The sequence below is a fragment of the Streptomyces sp. NPDC046876 genome, assembly GCF_040645035.1.
In the GTDB taxonomy this organism is placed as follows: domain Bacteria; phylum Actinomycetota; class Actinomycetes; order Streptomycetales; family Streptomycetaceae; genus Streptomyces.
In genome coordinates this window covers 13,595-27,388 of the sequence record NZ_JBEYXK010000042.1, presented here as the reverse complement: position 1 = coordinate 27,388, position 13,794 = coordinate 13,595, and the positions used below count along the sequence as shown (strand labels likewise).

Here is a 13,794-nt window from a genome sequence, read left to right as displayed (position 1 = left end):
CTCCTCGACCGGCCGGTCCTAGCGTGCGGCCACGACTCTGCCGGCGTATTGCGCCAGTTGGGCCCGCAACCGCTCGCGCGGCACGCCTTCCCGGTCGGCCAGGCGCTCGACGAGGTCGGCCCGGGTGGCGGCGAGGAGGGCGTGCGCGGCGAAGCCGGCGTCCGCGTCGGCCAGACCCGGGACCTGTTCCAGCGCGGACTGGAGCACGCCGTGCCACCAGTCGTAGTGGCCGGCCTGGTACGGGCTGCTGCTCCCGGCCTCCTCGAGGGCCAGTGCGAGGCGGCGGTTGTCGAGTTTGAAGCACAGGAGGGCGTCGAGCACGGCGGGCACGCGTTCCTGCGGCGGGGTGGCGGGCCCGAGGGGCGGTGGGCCCGTCTCCACCGCCTCCCGCAGGGGTTCCAGCCGGGCCTCGTACAGCGCGCCGAGCAGGCCGGCGCGGTCGCCGAAGGCGCGGAAGAGGGTGCCTTTGCCGACGCCGGCCGCTGTCGCGACGTCGGCCATCGTGAGGTCCTCGGGGCTCTCGGAGCGGCCGAAGAGGAGGTCGGCGGCCTCCAGAACCGCCTGCCGGTTACGGGCGGCGTCCTTGCGGGGCTTGCGTTCGGTCATGCGGTTCCTTCCATCGAGCGGATTGAAAAACGGACCCCGGGTCCGTATCGTTCCTCAAAGCGGACTCAAGGTCCGTTTTCATGAGGGAGAGGATACCCATGTCCGTACCCGTGCCCGTGTCGATCTCTCCGGCGGCTCTCTACCGCCACGGCCTGCAACTCCTGCTCGACAAGGACATCCCGGGCTGGGTGGGCCTGTGGGCCGAGGGCGGCGTGATGGAGTTCCCGTTCGCACCCCCGGGATGGCCCCGGCGCCTGGAGGGGCGGGAAGCCGTTGCCGCATACATGCGGCCCTACCCCGAGCGCATCGACCTGCACGACTTTCCCGAGGCCGATCTGCGGATCCACGAGACCGCCGATCCGCGGACGATCGTGGTCGAAATGCGGGGTGTCGGCCGGCTGGTGTGGACCGGCCGCCCCTTCGACATGACGTACATCGCCGTGGTCACCGTCGAGGACGGGCGGTTCACCTCCTACCGCGACTACTGGAACCCGCTCGCCGTCCTTGATGCCGACGCCGACGCCGACGCCGACGCCGACGCCGACGCCGACGCCGACGCCGACGCCGACGCCGACGCCGACGCCGACGCCGACGCCGATGCCGACACCGACGCCGAGGGCAGCCGATGAAGGCGACCGGCGTCACTCCCTCCACCGGCACCACGCTGGTCATCGGTGCCACCGGTACCATCGGCAGCCGCACCTGCGCGCAGCTGACGGCCGCCGGTCATGCCGTCAAGGCGGCCAGCCGCAGGGCCACCCCGGTGCCGGGTGCCGAGGCGGCCGCCTTCGACTGGTACGACGCCGGCACCCATGACGCCGCCCTCGACGGCGCGGAACGGGTGTACGTGGTCCCGCCCGTGGGTGATCCCGATCCCGCGGCCGTCGTCCTGCCTTTTCTGCACCGGGCCCGTGCCGCCGGCGTGCGGCGCGCGGTGCTGCTGAGTGCCTCTTCCATCCAAGAGGGCGGTCCGGCCGTGGGTCAGGTGCATGCGGCGCTACCGGGCATCTTCGACGAGTGGGCGGTGCTTCGGCCTTCCTGGTTCATGCAGAACTTCACCGGCGGTCATGTGCACGCGCACAGCATCCGTACCGATGGCGTCATCGTCACCGCCACCGGGACCGGCCGGGTCGGCTTCGTCGATGCCGAGGATATCGCGGCAGTGGCCGTCCGCGCCCTGACCGACGTGCGCGCCCCCAACACCGACCTCGTGCTCACCGGACCCGAGGCCCTCGGCTACGACGACATCGCCACCATCGTCGCGGAGGTCACCGGGCGGCCCGTGGTCCACCGATCGCTGCCCCACGAAGAGCTGCGGGGCCGTCTGGCCGCGCTGATGCCCGAGGAATTCGCCACGATGCTCGCCGACATGGACAAGGCCATCGCCGCGGGGGCCGAGGACCGGGTCACCGATTCCGTTCTGCGGGTCACCGGGCGTCCCGCGCGTGACTTCCGTTCCGTCATGGAGCGGGAATCGGGCCAGGGAAGTTGAAGGGCAGCAGTCGTCCCGCCCTTGCGACATAAGGAACGGCAGCCCCGAGCGGGCGACACCCGCGCATTGACTGCACGAGCATGACGAGCCTCACCGTTGCGGTGGCACGGCACGCAGACCCCCGAGCAAGGTGGCCAGATAGCGGTGCGCGGTGTCGATCCGGTCGGCCGGGTCGCCGCTGTGGACGTCTACGGCGTAGGCGATCCCGCACATGAGGGGAACCAGGTCGGCGGAGACCAGGTCAGGGCGTACGACCCCGGCCTCACGCGCCCGGTCGAGCAGTGCGCTGCCGGTCGCCCACAAAGACGTCTTGAGCTCCGTGGTGTGCGGCAGGGCGTCCGAGGGGGCGGCGGCGACCGGCGCCAGTGAGGCGTCGGTGACCTGTGCCTCGACCGTGCGGGCCAGGAAGGTCTCGAGCGCGCGCCGGGGGTCGGTGTCGGCCAGAGCTTCCTCGCCCTGGGCGACCAGCGCTTCCAGGCACGGCGTGGCGACGGTCTCCAGCAGTGCCTCGGTCGTGGCGAAGTGGCGGTAGACGGTGCCGACACCCAGCCCGGCGCGGCGGGCGACGTCGTTGAGCTGCAACGGTATGCCCTGGTCGACCAACGAGCGGGCGACGGCGACGATCCGGTCCCAGTTGCGGGCCGCGTCTTTGCGCAGCGGCGAAATCGGCATGGGGACATGCTAACCGGATGCCCTATCCGGCCCCCGACGCGGCCACCCGCGCCGGCGTCGGGGGCCGGCGGCTCAGACTGCGACGAGCGGCGCGTACTGCTCGCTGAGCCGGCGCACGGCCTCGACGGTACGGGGGTCGTTCGCCGCGTTGAACGGGCTTACGGGCTGGGCCTGTGCGCCGATCACGATGCCGGTCCGGCCTGTCAGGGCGTCGTCGGTGGCGGCGACTATCGAAGGCCTGGCCGCCACGGACGCCGGGCCCGAAGTCGAGCGTTCGAACTTGCGGCGCACCAGCGGCCACAGCAGCCGCAGGGCGGGCGAGACGATCTTCGGGTCGGTCATGGTTCCGTCGGTCATGGCGGTCGCGGCGCCACCGGGGTCGGCGGCGAAGACCGATACGCCGGTGCCGTCGAGCCGCTTGGCCAGGTCGAGCGTATAGGTGAGGTTCGCGAGCTTGGCGCGACCGTACCAGTGGAAGCCGTAGTAGCTGCCGGGCGGCTCAACGGCGTCGAACGTCCGCTTGGCGAGCGCGACCGCACCGGAGGTCACGTTCACGATCCTGCTCGGCGCGCCGGCCGTCAGCGTGGGGAGGAGGAGTTCGGTCAGCAGGTAGGGCGAGAGGTGGTTGACGGTGAACGACGCCTCGATGCCGCCCAGGTCCTGCCGCTCCGCGAACATCGCCCCGACGTTGTTGACCAGCACGGTCAGCGGTGCGCCCGCGGCGGCCTGGTCGGCGGCGATCCGGTCGGCCAGCGTGCGCACCTCGTCGAGCGAGGCGAGGTCGGCAGCCAGGAACCGGGCGCCTTGTGCCGGGCCTTGGGCGTTGATCCGCTCGACCGCACGGGCGCCCCGGTCGGTGTCGCGCCCGACCACGGTGACCGAGAACCCGGCAGCCGCCAGCCCCAGGGCGGTCTCCAAGCCGATGCCGCCCGTTCCCGCCGTGACCACAGCCGTCCTCTTCATGGCTCACCCATCCGTCCCTGTTGAATCGGATAACGAATCCGCTTGCTGTGATCGTAGCATCGATACGGATGACCCATCCGGTTATCGTCTGCCCGTCGGCCAAGTGAGCCGGGCCCGGAGCGCCCGCCGCCGCGGGGTTGGTGGGCTGGCCCGTCGATGTGGTGCCGTCCGTCCGTCGCGCGGTGGCGGTGGGGCGGTCGGACGGCGGCGGGGTCGCGAAGGTGACGAGGTGTGCGGTCGGGCAGAACCCCGGTGAACCGGGAGTGCGGAGGCAGCTTCATTAGCAGGATCCCGTCCCCCGCGAGCATCGCCTCGGCCCCGCAGTTACGCTCACCGTGATCAACAAAGGAACGTGATCAACAAAGGAAGTAGAAGGAGGTGCGCGTATGGATCTGGCCGGGAAGACGGTGGTGGTTACCGGGGCCGGGCGCGGGTTCGGGCGGGCGTTTGCGTTGCGCGCGGGCCGGATGAGTGCGCGTCTGTTCGTATCCGCTCGCACTTTGGCTGCCGCTCAGAAGGTGGCCGACGAGGTGGCGGCCGACAGCGGTGCGAGAGTGGATGCGTTCGTCTGTGATCTGGCTGACCCAGCCACCGTGCGGGGCTTCGCGGAGAGGGTAGCCACTCACGCCGACCAGGTGGATGTGCTGCTCAACAATGGCGCCCGGTACCTGCACGGCCCTGACCTGTGGGACGCCGACGACGAAGCGATCACCGACACTGTCGCTTCCGGAGCCACCGGAACCCTGCTGACGGTCAAGCATTTCCTGCCCTTGCTGCGCAGTTCTGAGGGTGCAGATGTGGTCAACGTGGTCTCCTCAGCTGCGGAAGCCCAGAACCACAGGTCCCAGGCGCATCCTGCGTTCTACGCGGCCAAGGCCGCCCAGGCCGGATTCGCTGACGTCCTTTCTCATCGGCTCCGGCCCGAGGGCATCCGCGTCATCTCGCTCTATCCGCCGGATTTCACGGACGGCGACCCGCTCCACTCCACCTGGGACCATGTCTCCCGGACCGCAGATGACCCGCTGACCGCCCAATCCGTCCTCGACTGCGTCCTCTTCGCGATCGGCCAACCGCGAGACTGCTTCATCCGCTCCTTTCACTTCGAGCAGCTGTAGACCCCGGCGCAAACTCAGATCACCATGGCGGACTCCCACCCCTTGCATGCATGGCAAGCACCTGAAGAGCGCGAGCACCCCTCGCCGTTTTCGGAGAGTCTCATCAGTGAGGCCCTGATGGCGCCCGTTCGCGAGCTGCTCGGAGCGGACTGACTGCGCTCGCCTCGATGCTGCGACGATCGGCTCACGAGCGTAGGGCCCATGACTCCCTGGGCCCTTGCCGACGATGCCCTGCTCGCCGCGATCGAGATCACCCGGCTCGCGGGGGAGGAACTCGCGGACGGTCTTGAGGACGGCAGCCACCTGTCGTCCCGCGCGTACGAGCGTCTCCCGCCTGGCGGACCGACTCGACGGCGATGCTGAGGGCCTGGCCCTCCCCGCTCGTGCTGCGCCTGACGGATGCGGACGGATTCCAGTGGGTCGCCCGCACCACGGACAGGGACCGGGGGGACTTACGGATCCCGGCTGGGCGGGTGCCGGTGGACGTGCGGCCCGGCGAACTCCGCGTTGGGGACCACGCCTTGGCCGGCGGGTGCGTGGTGGGCTCGTCGGCCGGGGTTGCGGGGGAGGCGGGGCACACGCGGGGTCGCCGTCGGCCGGGGCAGGGCGAGGATCCAGTGCGCGCAGACAATCGTGGAGCGAGCCGGGACCGTCCAGCGACCAGCCCTTCGACCTGCGAGGCCCGAGCCGTAACGCAGCCTGAACCCCGTGCAGTGCCTGGCCGGGCCGCGTGGCGCTCGCCGAGATGCCTGCCCAGCGGCCGAGGCGTACGGTCGAAGTGACCCCCGGCCTGCTAAGAAGGGGCGATCGATGCAATCCTCCCAGGAACTGGCCAGGGCTGCCATGGGCGTGCCGCTTCTTGCGGCGGCGTTGTTGACACCCGTTCCGGCCGCCGCATCGGCGGCCGTGCCATCGGACTCGACCAGCGTCAGGGCACCCTCCGTCGTCGTGGAAGGCGACTGCAGCAAATCGTTCCGCATCCCCCCGGCGCATGGCGGCGCCAGCGTCGCCAGGGTGAAGGTGTGCTACGAGGCGGAGTGGGACCCGACTACGAACGAGGCCAAGCTTCGCACGGCAACTGTACGGGTCGAAAATATTTCGACGAAGGATATTCGGGTCGGTGTCCTTGTGGAGTTCATTGTGTCCGGGCACGCCCACTTCCTGGGCGCCTGTCCCCCTGTAGCCCGCTATCAGATCCTGAAGCCGGACGACGAGTGGGGTTGCGTGCCTGACAAGACGGTCACCTTCACTCGGCCTGCGCAGATTCAGGCATCCGCCGACATCGACATCGCCGGCCAGAAGACCAGGACAGTGACAACCGGCACCAGAAGGATTTGAGCAATAGCCGCCGCACGTCGAGGGCAGGCAGAGCGAGCGTCCTCGGGCGACGTAGAACTGGACCGAGCGCTACACCTACGACTCGATGGGCAACCGGACCGAGGCGTCCTGGCCGGCCACGCACACGACGCAGGACGCGGCCGGCCCCCTGCTCCCCACACGGGCACGCGCATCACCCGCGCCGGAAACATCCGCTACGAGCGCGAGCGGCCTGCCGATCGTCGAGCAGGTGCCGTTGGTCTGGGTGGACAGTCCGTGGTGCGAGCAGACTGTCCACTGTCCACTGCCGCGGCGTTGCCCCACCCTGTGGTGCTCACATCGGACCACAACGGCTTGCACCCGCCCGGTCCGACGTGTCCATCCCCACACCTCGGATCCGTTCGCACTCAAACGGTGCAGGAGGAAGACCGAGGACCTCGACTGGACGAGAAGAGCCAACCCACCTTCGGTCGCACGTTCAGTGAACACGGAGCGGGAACGAAGAACATGCAGAGCCCCACGGACCCTGCCCGCTCCAGCTCTTCGCGTGTTTCATGCTCACTTCCGCCGTGGGTGCGACGGACCCCCCGCGAGGGCCGGGCCGAGGCATGCGCGTGCTCGCGCACAGCCGGGACCACCGTAGGCATTCCGCCGGCCCGGACGGCGCGGAGGTGTGCCGGATGACGCGCAGGCCCCGGGCGACCACCGCGGCGATGCGCGCGGCCAGGTCGTCCGGCGTCACATCGGTGGTCCACACGATGCGGCTGCAGCCGTCCTCGCGGGCGAGGAGCTTCATGGAGGCGAGGCGTTGTGGCGCCGGGGCTTCAGGGAGCCGCCGACCACCGCGTACGGTCGACGAAGCCGCAGGGGTCAGCCAGGGTCGGCCTGTCGGAACGCGATGCGGCAGCGTTCCACCTCGGCAGCTACCTGATCCATGAACCAGAGCATGATCTCGTAGGGAACGACGTGCCCGTCAGGGCTGAAGACGCGGAAGGTCGGCTCCAGATTCGGGTCCTCGTCTGGAACAAGCGCTGCCAGGAGAGCAGGGCCGGGAAAGTGGGTCACCGTGGCGTCGGGGTTGCCCGATGCAGGCCGAGCCTCACTCAGTTCCACGGCCCAGGCGTCGTCGGGCAAGGCATAGTGGAACAGGAGCGCATAGTGACGGCCTGCATGTTCTCGCAGCTCCCATGGCATGGGAGCAGGTTGCCACGGCTGCCGGGAAGCGGCCGCACGACCCCGACACGTACCGGGCCTACCTCCGATTGCTTTCCGTGGCGGTCGTGCGGTCGACCGTGTCATTCTGCCCATCGGGTAGCCCGATTTCGCTCACTTGGAGGTCGACATGGCGCTCCTTCCCGACATCACCGCCTTCTACGGTGCCGGTGATGAGGCCGGCCGCCTCACTTCCGGGCGCACCATCGGCACGGTCGAGTTGGTGCGGACGCAGGAAATCCTGCGGGCTCATCTTCCGCCCTCGCCCGCGTCCGTCCTGGATGTCGGCGGCGGGCCTGGCGTGCACGCCCGTTGGCTTGCCGACAGCGGCTATGAGGTTCTCGTGGTCGACCCGGTGGACAAGCACGTAGGGCAGGCCCGCAACCAGGGTCTGGCTGCCTGCTTGGGGGACTCGCGGGAACTCGTCCAGGGGGACGTTTCGTTCGACGCCGTGCTGATGCTCGGTCCTCTCTACCACCTGCCGGACAGCACCGGGCGTGCCCGTGCCTGGCGTGAGGCCCACCGTGTCGTCAAGCCCGGTGGCCTGGTCGCTGCGGCCGCCCTCAACCGGTATGCCAAGCTCCTGGACCTGGACTCTCCGCATGCGCTGGACATCGCGACGACCGGGCTGCGCGTCCGCCCGGACGGCCCCACCACGTACTACCACGACCCCTCGGATCTCTGTGCCGAGGCCTGGCAGGCCGGCCTCGGTGATCTGGCGGTCTACGGTGTGCATGGGCCCGCCTTCGAGGCCCTCAGGGCCGAAGAGCGCCGGACCGGGACCAAGGACCTGGGCGCGAAGGCACTTGAAGCCGCCCTGGCTGCCGCACGCTTCGCCGACGGCCACCCAGAGCTCGTGGTATCCAGCCTGCATCTGCTGGCCGTTGCCCGCCGTCCACGCACCCCCGAAGCAAGTCGGCTCCTGCCTGCCAACGGCCCCGAATCCCGTAGGTAGCCTTCCGTGTTCGAGTAGTTCGCGCTCCTTCGATGGGAATTCCTGAAAACGCCCAGGGCTGCTCTTCACCTCACTCTCTCCGGTGTTCAACGAAGTGAGCATCCCGTGGGCGACGTCCCCCGGCGTTCCCCTTCAGCAGCCGGGCGGAAGGACGGCCTGGACCATCGCCGGGCCGCCGGCTGCCCGTGGTGAGCGCGACGGCGACCCCACCGTGCCCGGCCACGCCCCCCAGCGTCCGGAAGACCTCGGCCTTCGGCATCTCGTATATCCAGCACCGGAATCACACTGACCGGCCGGACCGTAGCCGTTGCTTGATCACCTTCAGCGACACTCCAGCTCCCGCGATAGGACATCTGGCCCTCACCGCAGAGCTCCCTGTGGCTGAATTGGAGCTGTAAGGAAACTCAGGGGGAGGCGCGTGGTGACGCAGACGAAGACACACCGCACGGCGCAGTTGTCCGCAGCGGGGGAACGGGGCACGGGAGCGGCGCTGCTCGTGGCATCCCTGATGCCGGCGCTGTTCTGCTATTTCATGCTTGCAGTACAACTGCCGTACGAGAACGGCCGCCATGCGGCCTACACGGCGGCCCGGCAGTGCCCCACCGATGAGACGGTGCGGGAGCGGGAGGACTGCGTGCGCACGGTCTCCTTCACTGTCGATGCCGTACAGCTCAAGGGAGGACGGGGCTCCCAGTACTCGGCGACCGTGTCTGGCGCGGCCTTCTGGAACGGGAAGGTGGACTTCGGCGATCCAGGACCGCTGCTGGAGCGGCTCAACCCCCAAGACCAGGTGACCGGCACCATCTGGCGGGGCGCGGTCATGACGATCGCCAAGGGTGACGTCCGGCAGAATTCTGCCGACAAGCCCCGCGACGAGGCCCAAATCTTCGCCGGCATCGGCACCTACGCGGGGCTCGTGGCGGCCCTGTGCCTGTGGTTCGGGGCCATGCGACTGTCGGGGCAACGCCGCCTGTACGAGCCCCACACCTGGCGCGGGCTCGGCCGACCGCTGCTCATCGCCCTGGCGGTGATCTGCGCAGCTGTGGCCGTCCCCGCCTTTCTGCTCGGCATCCCGTGGTGGGTGGTCCCGGCAGTCACCGTCCCCTTCTCGGCCTACACGGCCTGGCAGTTCGACCGCTACCGGCGGCGGCAAGCGACCACGGCCGGTACCGCCTGACCCGTCGGCTGCGCCACCCGGTTCGTGTGGCGGGGCGACGTCCCGTAGCCGGAGGCGGCCGGCCGGGCGGTCACAAGCTCGCCTGCTGTTCGTCCTACGAACCGACCAGCAGTGCGGCCAGTTCGGCTCGGCTGCTTGACTGGTGCAGATCGCTCACTTGGCCGTCACCGACTTCGACGACACGCCATACCCCGTCCGTGCGAAGGGCCACGTCGGTTGTGACGAACCGGCATCCCAGGCGCCGCACCGCCGGCCCGATGTGATCGAGATCCGGCACCAGCCCGCGCCCGAACGGACTGTCCGGATGGGGTGTCAGCAGCCTGGGCTCACCGTCGAGCCACCAGACGCGCACTTCAGCCGCGACGGACTCAGGGCGCGAGAACGCCTCGAAGGCGCGGAGAACGATCCCGCCGGCCAGGAGCTCCTCCTGCAGCTCTACGAAACGCCGCACGACCCGCGTCAGCCCTACGGCGTCGGCGAGATCGGGTATGAAGCACGCCTGCTCCCACTCGTGCTTGCGCGATTTGACGTAGTCCTTCACGATGCCCGCGCCTGGCGGCAGGGGCTCGGCGAGAGCCGCCAGGTCGTCGGCGGTCACCATCTCACCGGGCTTCGTAGGACGCCACACGCTCGCCGGCGTGATGTCGGCAAACGTGGCATGCCACCCGGGCAGTTCGTGAGCGGTCCGGTACTGCTGCGGTGTCACGAGCAGCTCGGTGCCGCGCCGGTTCAGGGCCTCAGCCAACGCGGCGTATCGATCGCTTGGAATCATCCAGCCCCGGTACCACGCACGCCCCAGCCCAGCCGGAACCTGCGCGACTGCCTGCTGCGCGTCGCCCTGCAACAGTGCGTCGTGGTCGATCAGCGCCACCGCCCCGCCACAGGCGCGGACCTCCCGAGCTTCCGGCGCGAAGTGTTCGTCCACGCGTCGAGGGTTGAGCGCATCACGGCAGTACAGGACGGGCATCGGCATGACCGCCACGCTACGCAACCTCCGGCTCTCGGGCCACAGGATTCCGCGCCTGCTCCAGCCGGTATCCACGAGCCCGAAGGGCGGGCCCGTTTCAGCTGGGCGGCGATCTTCCAGGACACCCACTGTCCGCGTCGGCTCCAGTGTGAAGCCGGCAAATGCGGCGGGCTTGCCGAGAAGGGCAGGGGACGCACCTTGCGGCTTCTCGACCGAGAGCACCGTCAAGGGAGGCCTCTCGGCTGCCACGATGGCGGCCGCGCGGGTGCGGCCGTCCGTGCGGGTGCGGGCGTCCGTGGGGGAGACGGCCCTGTTGGTGAGCACCCGGGCGTGGCCCCTGCTCGCCGTTCGTATGGACGACGACGCCCGCGGCCGGGAAGGAGAGCAGGGCCTGCGTGAGAAACCCGGGTTTCCCGGACAGCAAAGCTGCGCAGCACCGCCGTGGAGCCACAGCGTCCGGGCATCCGGTCTGCGGTCGCATCCAGGACCGTAGGCCTGTCCCACCGGTACGTCACCGGCGGAGCCTCGGCGCTGCTCCGGCAGCTCGGACACGGCATCCGGCTCCGTCGCGGCATTCTGGAACTGCCGACGTCCTTCGAGGCGGACCTCGAACTCGACCAGCGACTTGCTTCAGATCCAGCCAGTCGCCCTCAGCCCGCACGTCACTCTGGCCGAGCCGGCCGGTGATCACCTGACCATCCGGATCCCCGCGGGTCCCGCTGCACGAACCGAGCCAGGCCGAGAAGCGGCGCTCCGATCCCTGCTGGGCGCCGGCAGAGCGGCAGCGCTGGAGTGCATCGTCACGTCCGGCAGGGTCAGCGGGCGGCAACTGGCATCGCTGCTCGGCGTGTCGAACGCGGCAGCAAGTCGGCATGCCGCGGTGTTACGGCGAGCAGGCCTGATCCGAACCGTGCGTAGGGGGCAGGCGGTCGAGCACGTCGCAACCTCCTGGGCTATCACCTGGCACGACCGGAAACACCGACGGCGCCGTAACCGCAACCCCCGGGGGCGCGGCCCGGGCGGTGCCGCGCCGGCGCGGCTCGCGATCACGCGCAGCTGGAGCGGTCTTTGCTGTCGTCGTGCTTGAACGGCTCCGGGTAAAACAGGCCGTCCTTGGCCGCGAGCCCGGCTCTCACCGGGGGACGGAGGTCCCCGTCCTTGTAGAGGGTGAACTGCATGGGCACGGCACCCGGAGCCGACTCTTCGGCGTCCGCCATCCGAGTGCCGCCCGCGCACATGCCCGCCGCCAGCCGCTGGAGGTCGAGTGACTGGGCGCGCTACTGGCACGGGTGGCTCGGGCGCACAAGGCGCGTGTTCACGTCACCAGGCGCAGCGACGTTCCGGCAATGCCCACGCGTACGCTCTGGCCCCAGGTCAGTTCCAGGGCGTCGGCCTCCATTCCGTCTCCGAAGACCACGATCCGGTCCGACTCCACGGTCAGGCGCAGTTTCTGCCCCCGCCCGAGCTCACCGGCGACCCTCGTCGTTCCGGTCGCGGGCGAGGGCCAGGCTTCGCGTACGAACCACAGGAGCCGCGGGTCGCACGGTGTAGGCAGCTCCGTGGTGCTGCCGCGCTCCAGCCACAGGGAGCGCAGCCAGCCGGTGGCGCCCGTGCCGGTGCCCACCAGCACTCCGGAGGATGCCTGAGCCTCGCCCGGGCCGTTCTCCGCGTCCGGGCCCAGGCGGTAGCGGGCCGTCTGGTGGCCGGGCGGGCCCAGGTAGATCTCGTTCAGCGCCAGAATGCGCTGGGTGTCGTCGGCGACGGCCTCGACCATGGTCAGCTCGTCCGCCCGCCCCCCGGCGGCGATCGCGGCGCGCAGCAGGGCGGCCGCGTCGTCGCAGCGGTGACGGACCAGGATTCCCGCGTTGCGCCCCGGGTCGGTGTCGATGCCCACGACGGGCTGCCCGCACAGGTACTTCGCGGTGTTGGCGACCAAGCCGTCCTGGCCGACCACGACCACCACGTCCTGCGGGGCGAACAGGAAGCGGTCCAGGTCCGCCCGCTCCACCCGGGAGCTGCGCCAGGTGAGCGGCACCGCCGCCGCCACTTCCCGCAGTGCCTGTTGCACGCGGTCGTGGCGGCGGACCAACTCGTCGATCGAGCGGCCCCGGCTGGAGAGGAAGAAGGCGGCCTGCCCGTGCGTCCCGTGCCGGGTGAGGAGTTCCTCGTACTCGGTCCTGCGGTGCACGAGCACGGCCCGCGGGGCCAGGCTCACGCGCCGGCTCCGCCCTCGGGACGCCCGAGCCGGGTGAGGAGCCCGGTGAGCACGTCCGGGGAGAGCGTGATGCTCTCGATCCGCGGCAGGTTCTCCGCCAGCCGGGCCGCCGCCATGGCGCGCAGCGTGCCCGGGTCGGCTTCGCCGTGTACCCGCAGCCAGGCGGCCTGGGCCTGGGCGCGTGCCGCGCCCGTCTCGCGCACCGCTTCGGCGTCCGCGCGGGCCAGGGAGACCTTGCGGGCCGCCTCGGCCTCGGTCCGAACGGCGTCCGCCGCCGCGTTCTCCTCCGCCTCGCGGCGGGCGTTGATACCGCGCTGCTCGACCAACCGCTCTTCGCGACGGGCCAGTTCGATCTGACTGGCAAGCTCGTTCTCTGCGATGGCACGCTCGCGCTCGACGGCAACGGCACGCCGTTCGTATGTGGCCCGGTCCGCCTCCTGCTGGATCTGCTCGCGGGCCGGGGTGCGCAGGGCGCGCTCCACCTCGGCCTCGGGACGGATCGCCACGACGCGCACGGCCACCACGTCGATGCCTGTGGCCGGGAGCCTGGGCTCGGCGGCGAGACCGTCGGTGACCCGCTGCCGTACGGAGGTGACGCCATCCACCAGGGCGACGGCCAGCGGGGTCCGGGCCAGTACATCCAGTGTGTGCTGCTGTGCGGTCTCGGTGAGGAGAGTGGCGATCTGCTCCAACGGGGCGCCGCGCCAGCTTCCGGTGTCCGGGTCGACGGAGAAGTCGAGCCGGTCCGCCGCCTCGGCCGGGTCGCTGATCCGGTAGGTGACGGTGGCCTGCACGGTGACGTCCTGGAAGTCGGCCGTACGGGCGTGGAAGGCCATGGCCAGCTCCCGGTCGCCGACCGGGACTTCGGACAGCGCCGCCGACAGTGACCGGTACCAGAAGCTGAGCCCCCGGCCGTCGTGGACGAGCCGGCCGCGCTTGTGGTGGCGGACGTGAGCGGTGGGCGCGGAGCGCAGATGACGCCAGCCGAAGCGCCGGGTGATGTCGGCCATGGCAAGCAAACCCCCTTCATTTCGTCGTTGTGACGATAACGAGCACCAGTCATATCGTCAAGAGGACGAAAAGAAGTCCGCCCTGTCCCGGTC

13 protein-coding genes and 1 pseudogene are annotated in these 13,794 nt (G+C 70.2%); 6 read left to right on the top strand and 8 right to left on the bottom strand.

All coding sequences use genetic code 11. From position 1 onward, the window contains the following. Positions 1–18: 18 nt before the first annotated feature. Positions 19–606, bottom strand: a complete 588-nt coding sequence (locus tag ABZ924_RS22000) for a TetR/AcrR family transcriptional regulator (protein WP_361912227.1) — start codon at positions 604–606, stop codon at positions 19–21. Between the two features lie 98 nt (positions 607–704). On the opposite strand from ABZ924_RS22000, the pseudogene ABZ924_RS21995 reads away from it, so the two are divergent. Together ABZ924_RS21995 and ABZ924_RS21990 are read left to right on the top strand one after the other, a co-directional pair. Beyond that, positions 705–1,115, top strand: a pseudogene (locus tag ABZ924_RS21995) (nuclear transport factor 2 family protein); the annotation flags it as partial. A 116-nt stretch (positions 1,116–1,231) separates the two neighbouring features. Beyond that, positions 1,232–2,098: an NAD(P)H-binding protein gene (locus ABZ924_RS21990; protein ID WP_361912224.1), complete on the top strand. Its 867-nt coding sequence runs from the start codon at positions 1,232–1,234 to the stop codon at positions 2,096–2,098. Between the two features lie 90 nt (positions 2,099–2,188). Here ABZ924_RS21990 and ABZ924_RS21985 read toward each other — a convergent pair whose 3' ends face one another. After that, on the bottom strand, positions 2,189–2,770 hold the full coding sequence (locus tag ABZ924_RS21985) for a TetR/AcrR family transcriptional regulator (protein ID WP_361912222.1): 582 nt from the start codon (positions 2,768–2,770) through the stop codon (positions 2,189–2,191). A gap of 72 nt (positions 2,771–2,842) precedes the next feature. Beyond that, positions 2,843–3,733 (bottom strand): SDR family NAD(P)-dependent oxidoreductase, encoded by an 891-nt coding sequence (locus tag ABZ924_RS21980; RefSeq protein ID WP_361912219.1) that lies wholly within the window; start codon positions 3,731–3,733, stop codon positions 2,843–2,845. A gap of 386 nt (positions 3,734–4,119) precedes the next feature. On the opposite strand from ABZ924_RS21980, the gene ABZ924_RS21975 reads away from it, so the two are divergent. Beyond that, on the top strand, positions 4,120–4,848 hold the full coding sequence (locus tag ABZ924_RS21975; protein ID WP_361912216.1) for an SDR family oxidoreductase: 729 nt from the start codon (positions 4,120–4,122) through the stop codon (positions 4,846–4,848). An 810-nt stretch (positions 4,849–5,658) separates the two neighbouring features. Continuing rightward, positions 5,659–6,186: a hypothetical protein gene (locus ABZ924_RS21970; RefSeq protein WP_361912214.1), complete on the top strand. Its 528-nt coding sequence runs from the start codon at positions 5,659–5,661 to the stop codon at positions 6,184–6,186. Positions 6,187–7,035: 849 nt separating this feature from the next. Here the strand turns inward: ABZ924_RS21970 and ABZ924_RS21965 are convergent. After that, positions 7,036–7,359 (bottom strand): hypothetical protein, encoded by a 324-nt coding sequence (locus ABZ924_RS21965; RefSeq protein WP_361912211.1) that lies wholly within the window; start codon positions 7,357–7,359, stop codon positions 7,036–7,038. Between the two features lie 148 nt (positions 7,360–7,507). Here ABZ924_RS21965 and ABZ924_RS21960 point away from each other — a divergent pair, with 148 nt between their 5' ends. Together ABZ924_RS21960 and ABZ924_RS21955 are read left to right on the top strand one after the other, a co-directional pair. Then, on the top strand, positions 7,508–8,332 hold the full coding sequence (locus tag ABZ924_RS21960; protein WP_361912208.1) for a class I SAM-dependent methyltransferase: 825 nt from the start codon (positions 7,508–7,510) through the stop codon (positions 8,330–8,332). Positions 8,333–8,753: 421 nt separating this feature from the next. Continuing rightward, the gene (locus ABZ924_RS21955) at positions 8,754–9,509 is read left to right on the top strand and encodes a hypothetical protein (RefSeq protein ID WP_361912205.1); all 756 of its coding nucleotides are present in this window, start codon (positions 8,754–8,756) and stop codon (positions 9,507–9,509) included. A gap of 94 nt (positions 9,510–9,603) precedes the next feature. Here ABZ924_RS21955 and ABZ924_RS21950 read toward each other — a convergent pair whose 3' ends face one another. From ABZ924_RS21950 to ABZ924_RS21935, 4 genes are all read right to left on the bottom strand, one after another. Next, the gene (locus ABZ924_RS21950) at positions 9,604–10,482 is read right to left on the bottom strand and encodes an ATP-grasp domain-containing protein (protein WP_361912202.1); all 879 of its coding nucleotides are present in this window, start codon (positions 10,480–10,482) and stop codon (positions 9,604–9,606) included. A 1,040-nt stretch (positions 10,483–11,522) separates the two neighbouring features. Next, positions 11,523–11,693 carry a hypothetical protein gene (locus ABZ924_RS21945; RefSeq protein WP_361912199.1) on the bottom strand — a complete coding sequence of 57 codons (171 nt, stop codon included), beginning with the start codon at positions 11,691–11,693 and terminating at the stop codon, positions 11,523–11,525. A gap of 98 nt (positions 11,694–11,791) precedes the next feature. Further along, positions 11,792–12,691, bottom strand: coding sequence for a hypothetical protein (locus ABZ924_RS21940; RefSeq protein WP_361912196.1), 900 nt, complete (start codon positions 12,689–12,691; stop codon positions 11,792–11,794). Then, the gene (locus tag ABZ924_RS21935) at positions 12,688–13,701 is read right to left on the bottom strand and encodes an SPFH domain-containing protein (protein ID WP_361912193.1); all 1,014 of its coding nucleotides are present in this window, start codon (positions 13,699–13,701) and stop codon (positions 12,688–12,690) included. The genes ABZ924_RS21940 and ABZ924_RS21935 overlap by 4 nt, the downstream gene beginning before the upstream one ends. Positions 13,702–13,794 lie beyond the last annotated feature (93 nt).

Coding starts and splice junctions, on each gene's coding strand:
- ABZ924_RS21945 (WP_361912199.1), bottom strand. CDS start 11,693: ATGGCGGACGCCGAAGAGTCGGCTCCGGGTGCCGTGCCCATGCAGTTC.
- ABZ924_RS21990 (WP_361912224.1), top strand. CDS start 1,232: ATGAAGGCGACCGGCGTCACTCCCTCCACCGGCACCACGCTGGTCATC.
- ABZ924_RS21970 (WP_361912214.1), top strand. CDS start 5,659: ATGCAATCCTCCCAGGAACTGGCCAGGGCTGCCATGGGCGTGCCGCTT.
- ABZ924_RS21965 (WP_361912211.1), bottom strand. CDS start 7,359: ATGCCATGGGAGCTGCGAGAACATGCAGGCCGTCACTATGCGCTCCTG.
- ABZ924_RS21980 (WP_361912219.1), bottom strand. CDS start 3,733: ATGAAGAGGACGGCTGTGGTCACGGCGGGAACGGGCGGCATCGGCTTG.
- ABZ924_RS21935 (WP_361912193.1), bottom strand. CDS start 13,701: ATGGCCGACATCACCCGGCGCTTCGGCTGGCGTCATCTGCGCTCCGCG.
- ABZ924_RS21975 (WP_361912216.1), top strand. CDS start 4,120: ATGGATCTGGCCGGGAAGACGGTGGTGGTTACCGGGGCCGGGCGCGGG.
- ABZ924_RS21960 (WP_361912208.1), top strand. CDS start 7,508: ATGGCGCTCCTTCCCGACATCACCGCCTTCTACGGTGCCGGTGATGAG.
- ABZ924_RS21985 (WP_361912222.1), bottom strand. CDS start 2,770: ATGCCGATTTCGCCGCTGCGCAAAGACGCGGCCCGCAACTGGGACCGG.
- ABZ924_RS21950 (WP_361912202.1), bottom strand. CDS start 10,482: ATGCCGATGCCCGTCCTGTACTGCCGTGATGCGCTCAACCCTCGACGC.
- ABZ924_RS22000 (WP_361912227.1), bottom strand. CDS start 606: ATGACCGAACGCAAGCCCCGCAAGGACGCCGCCCGTAACCGGCAGGCG.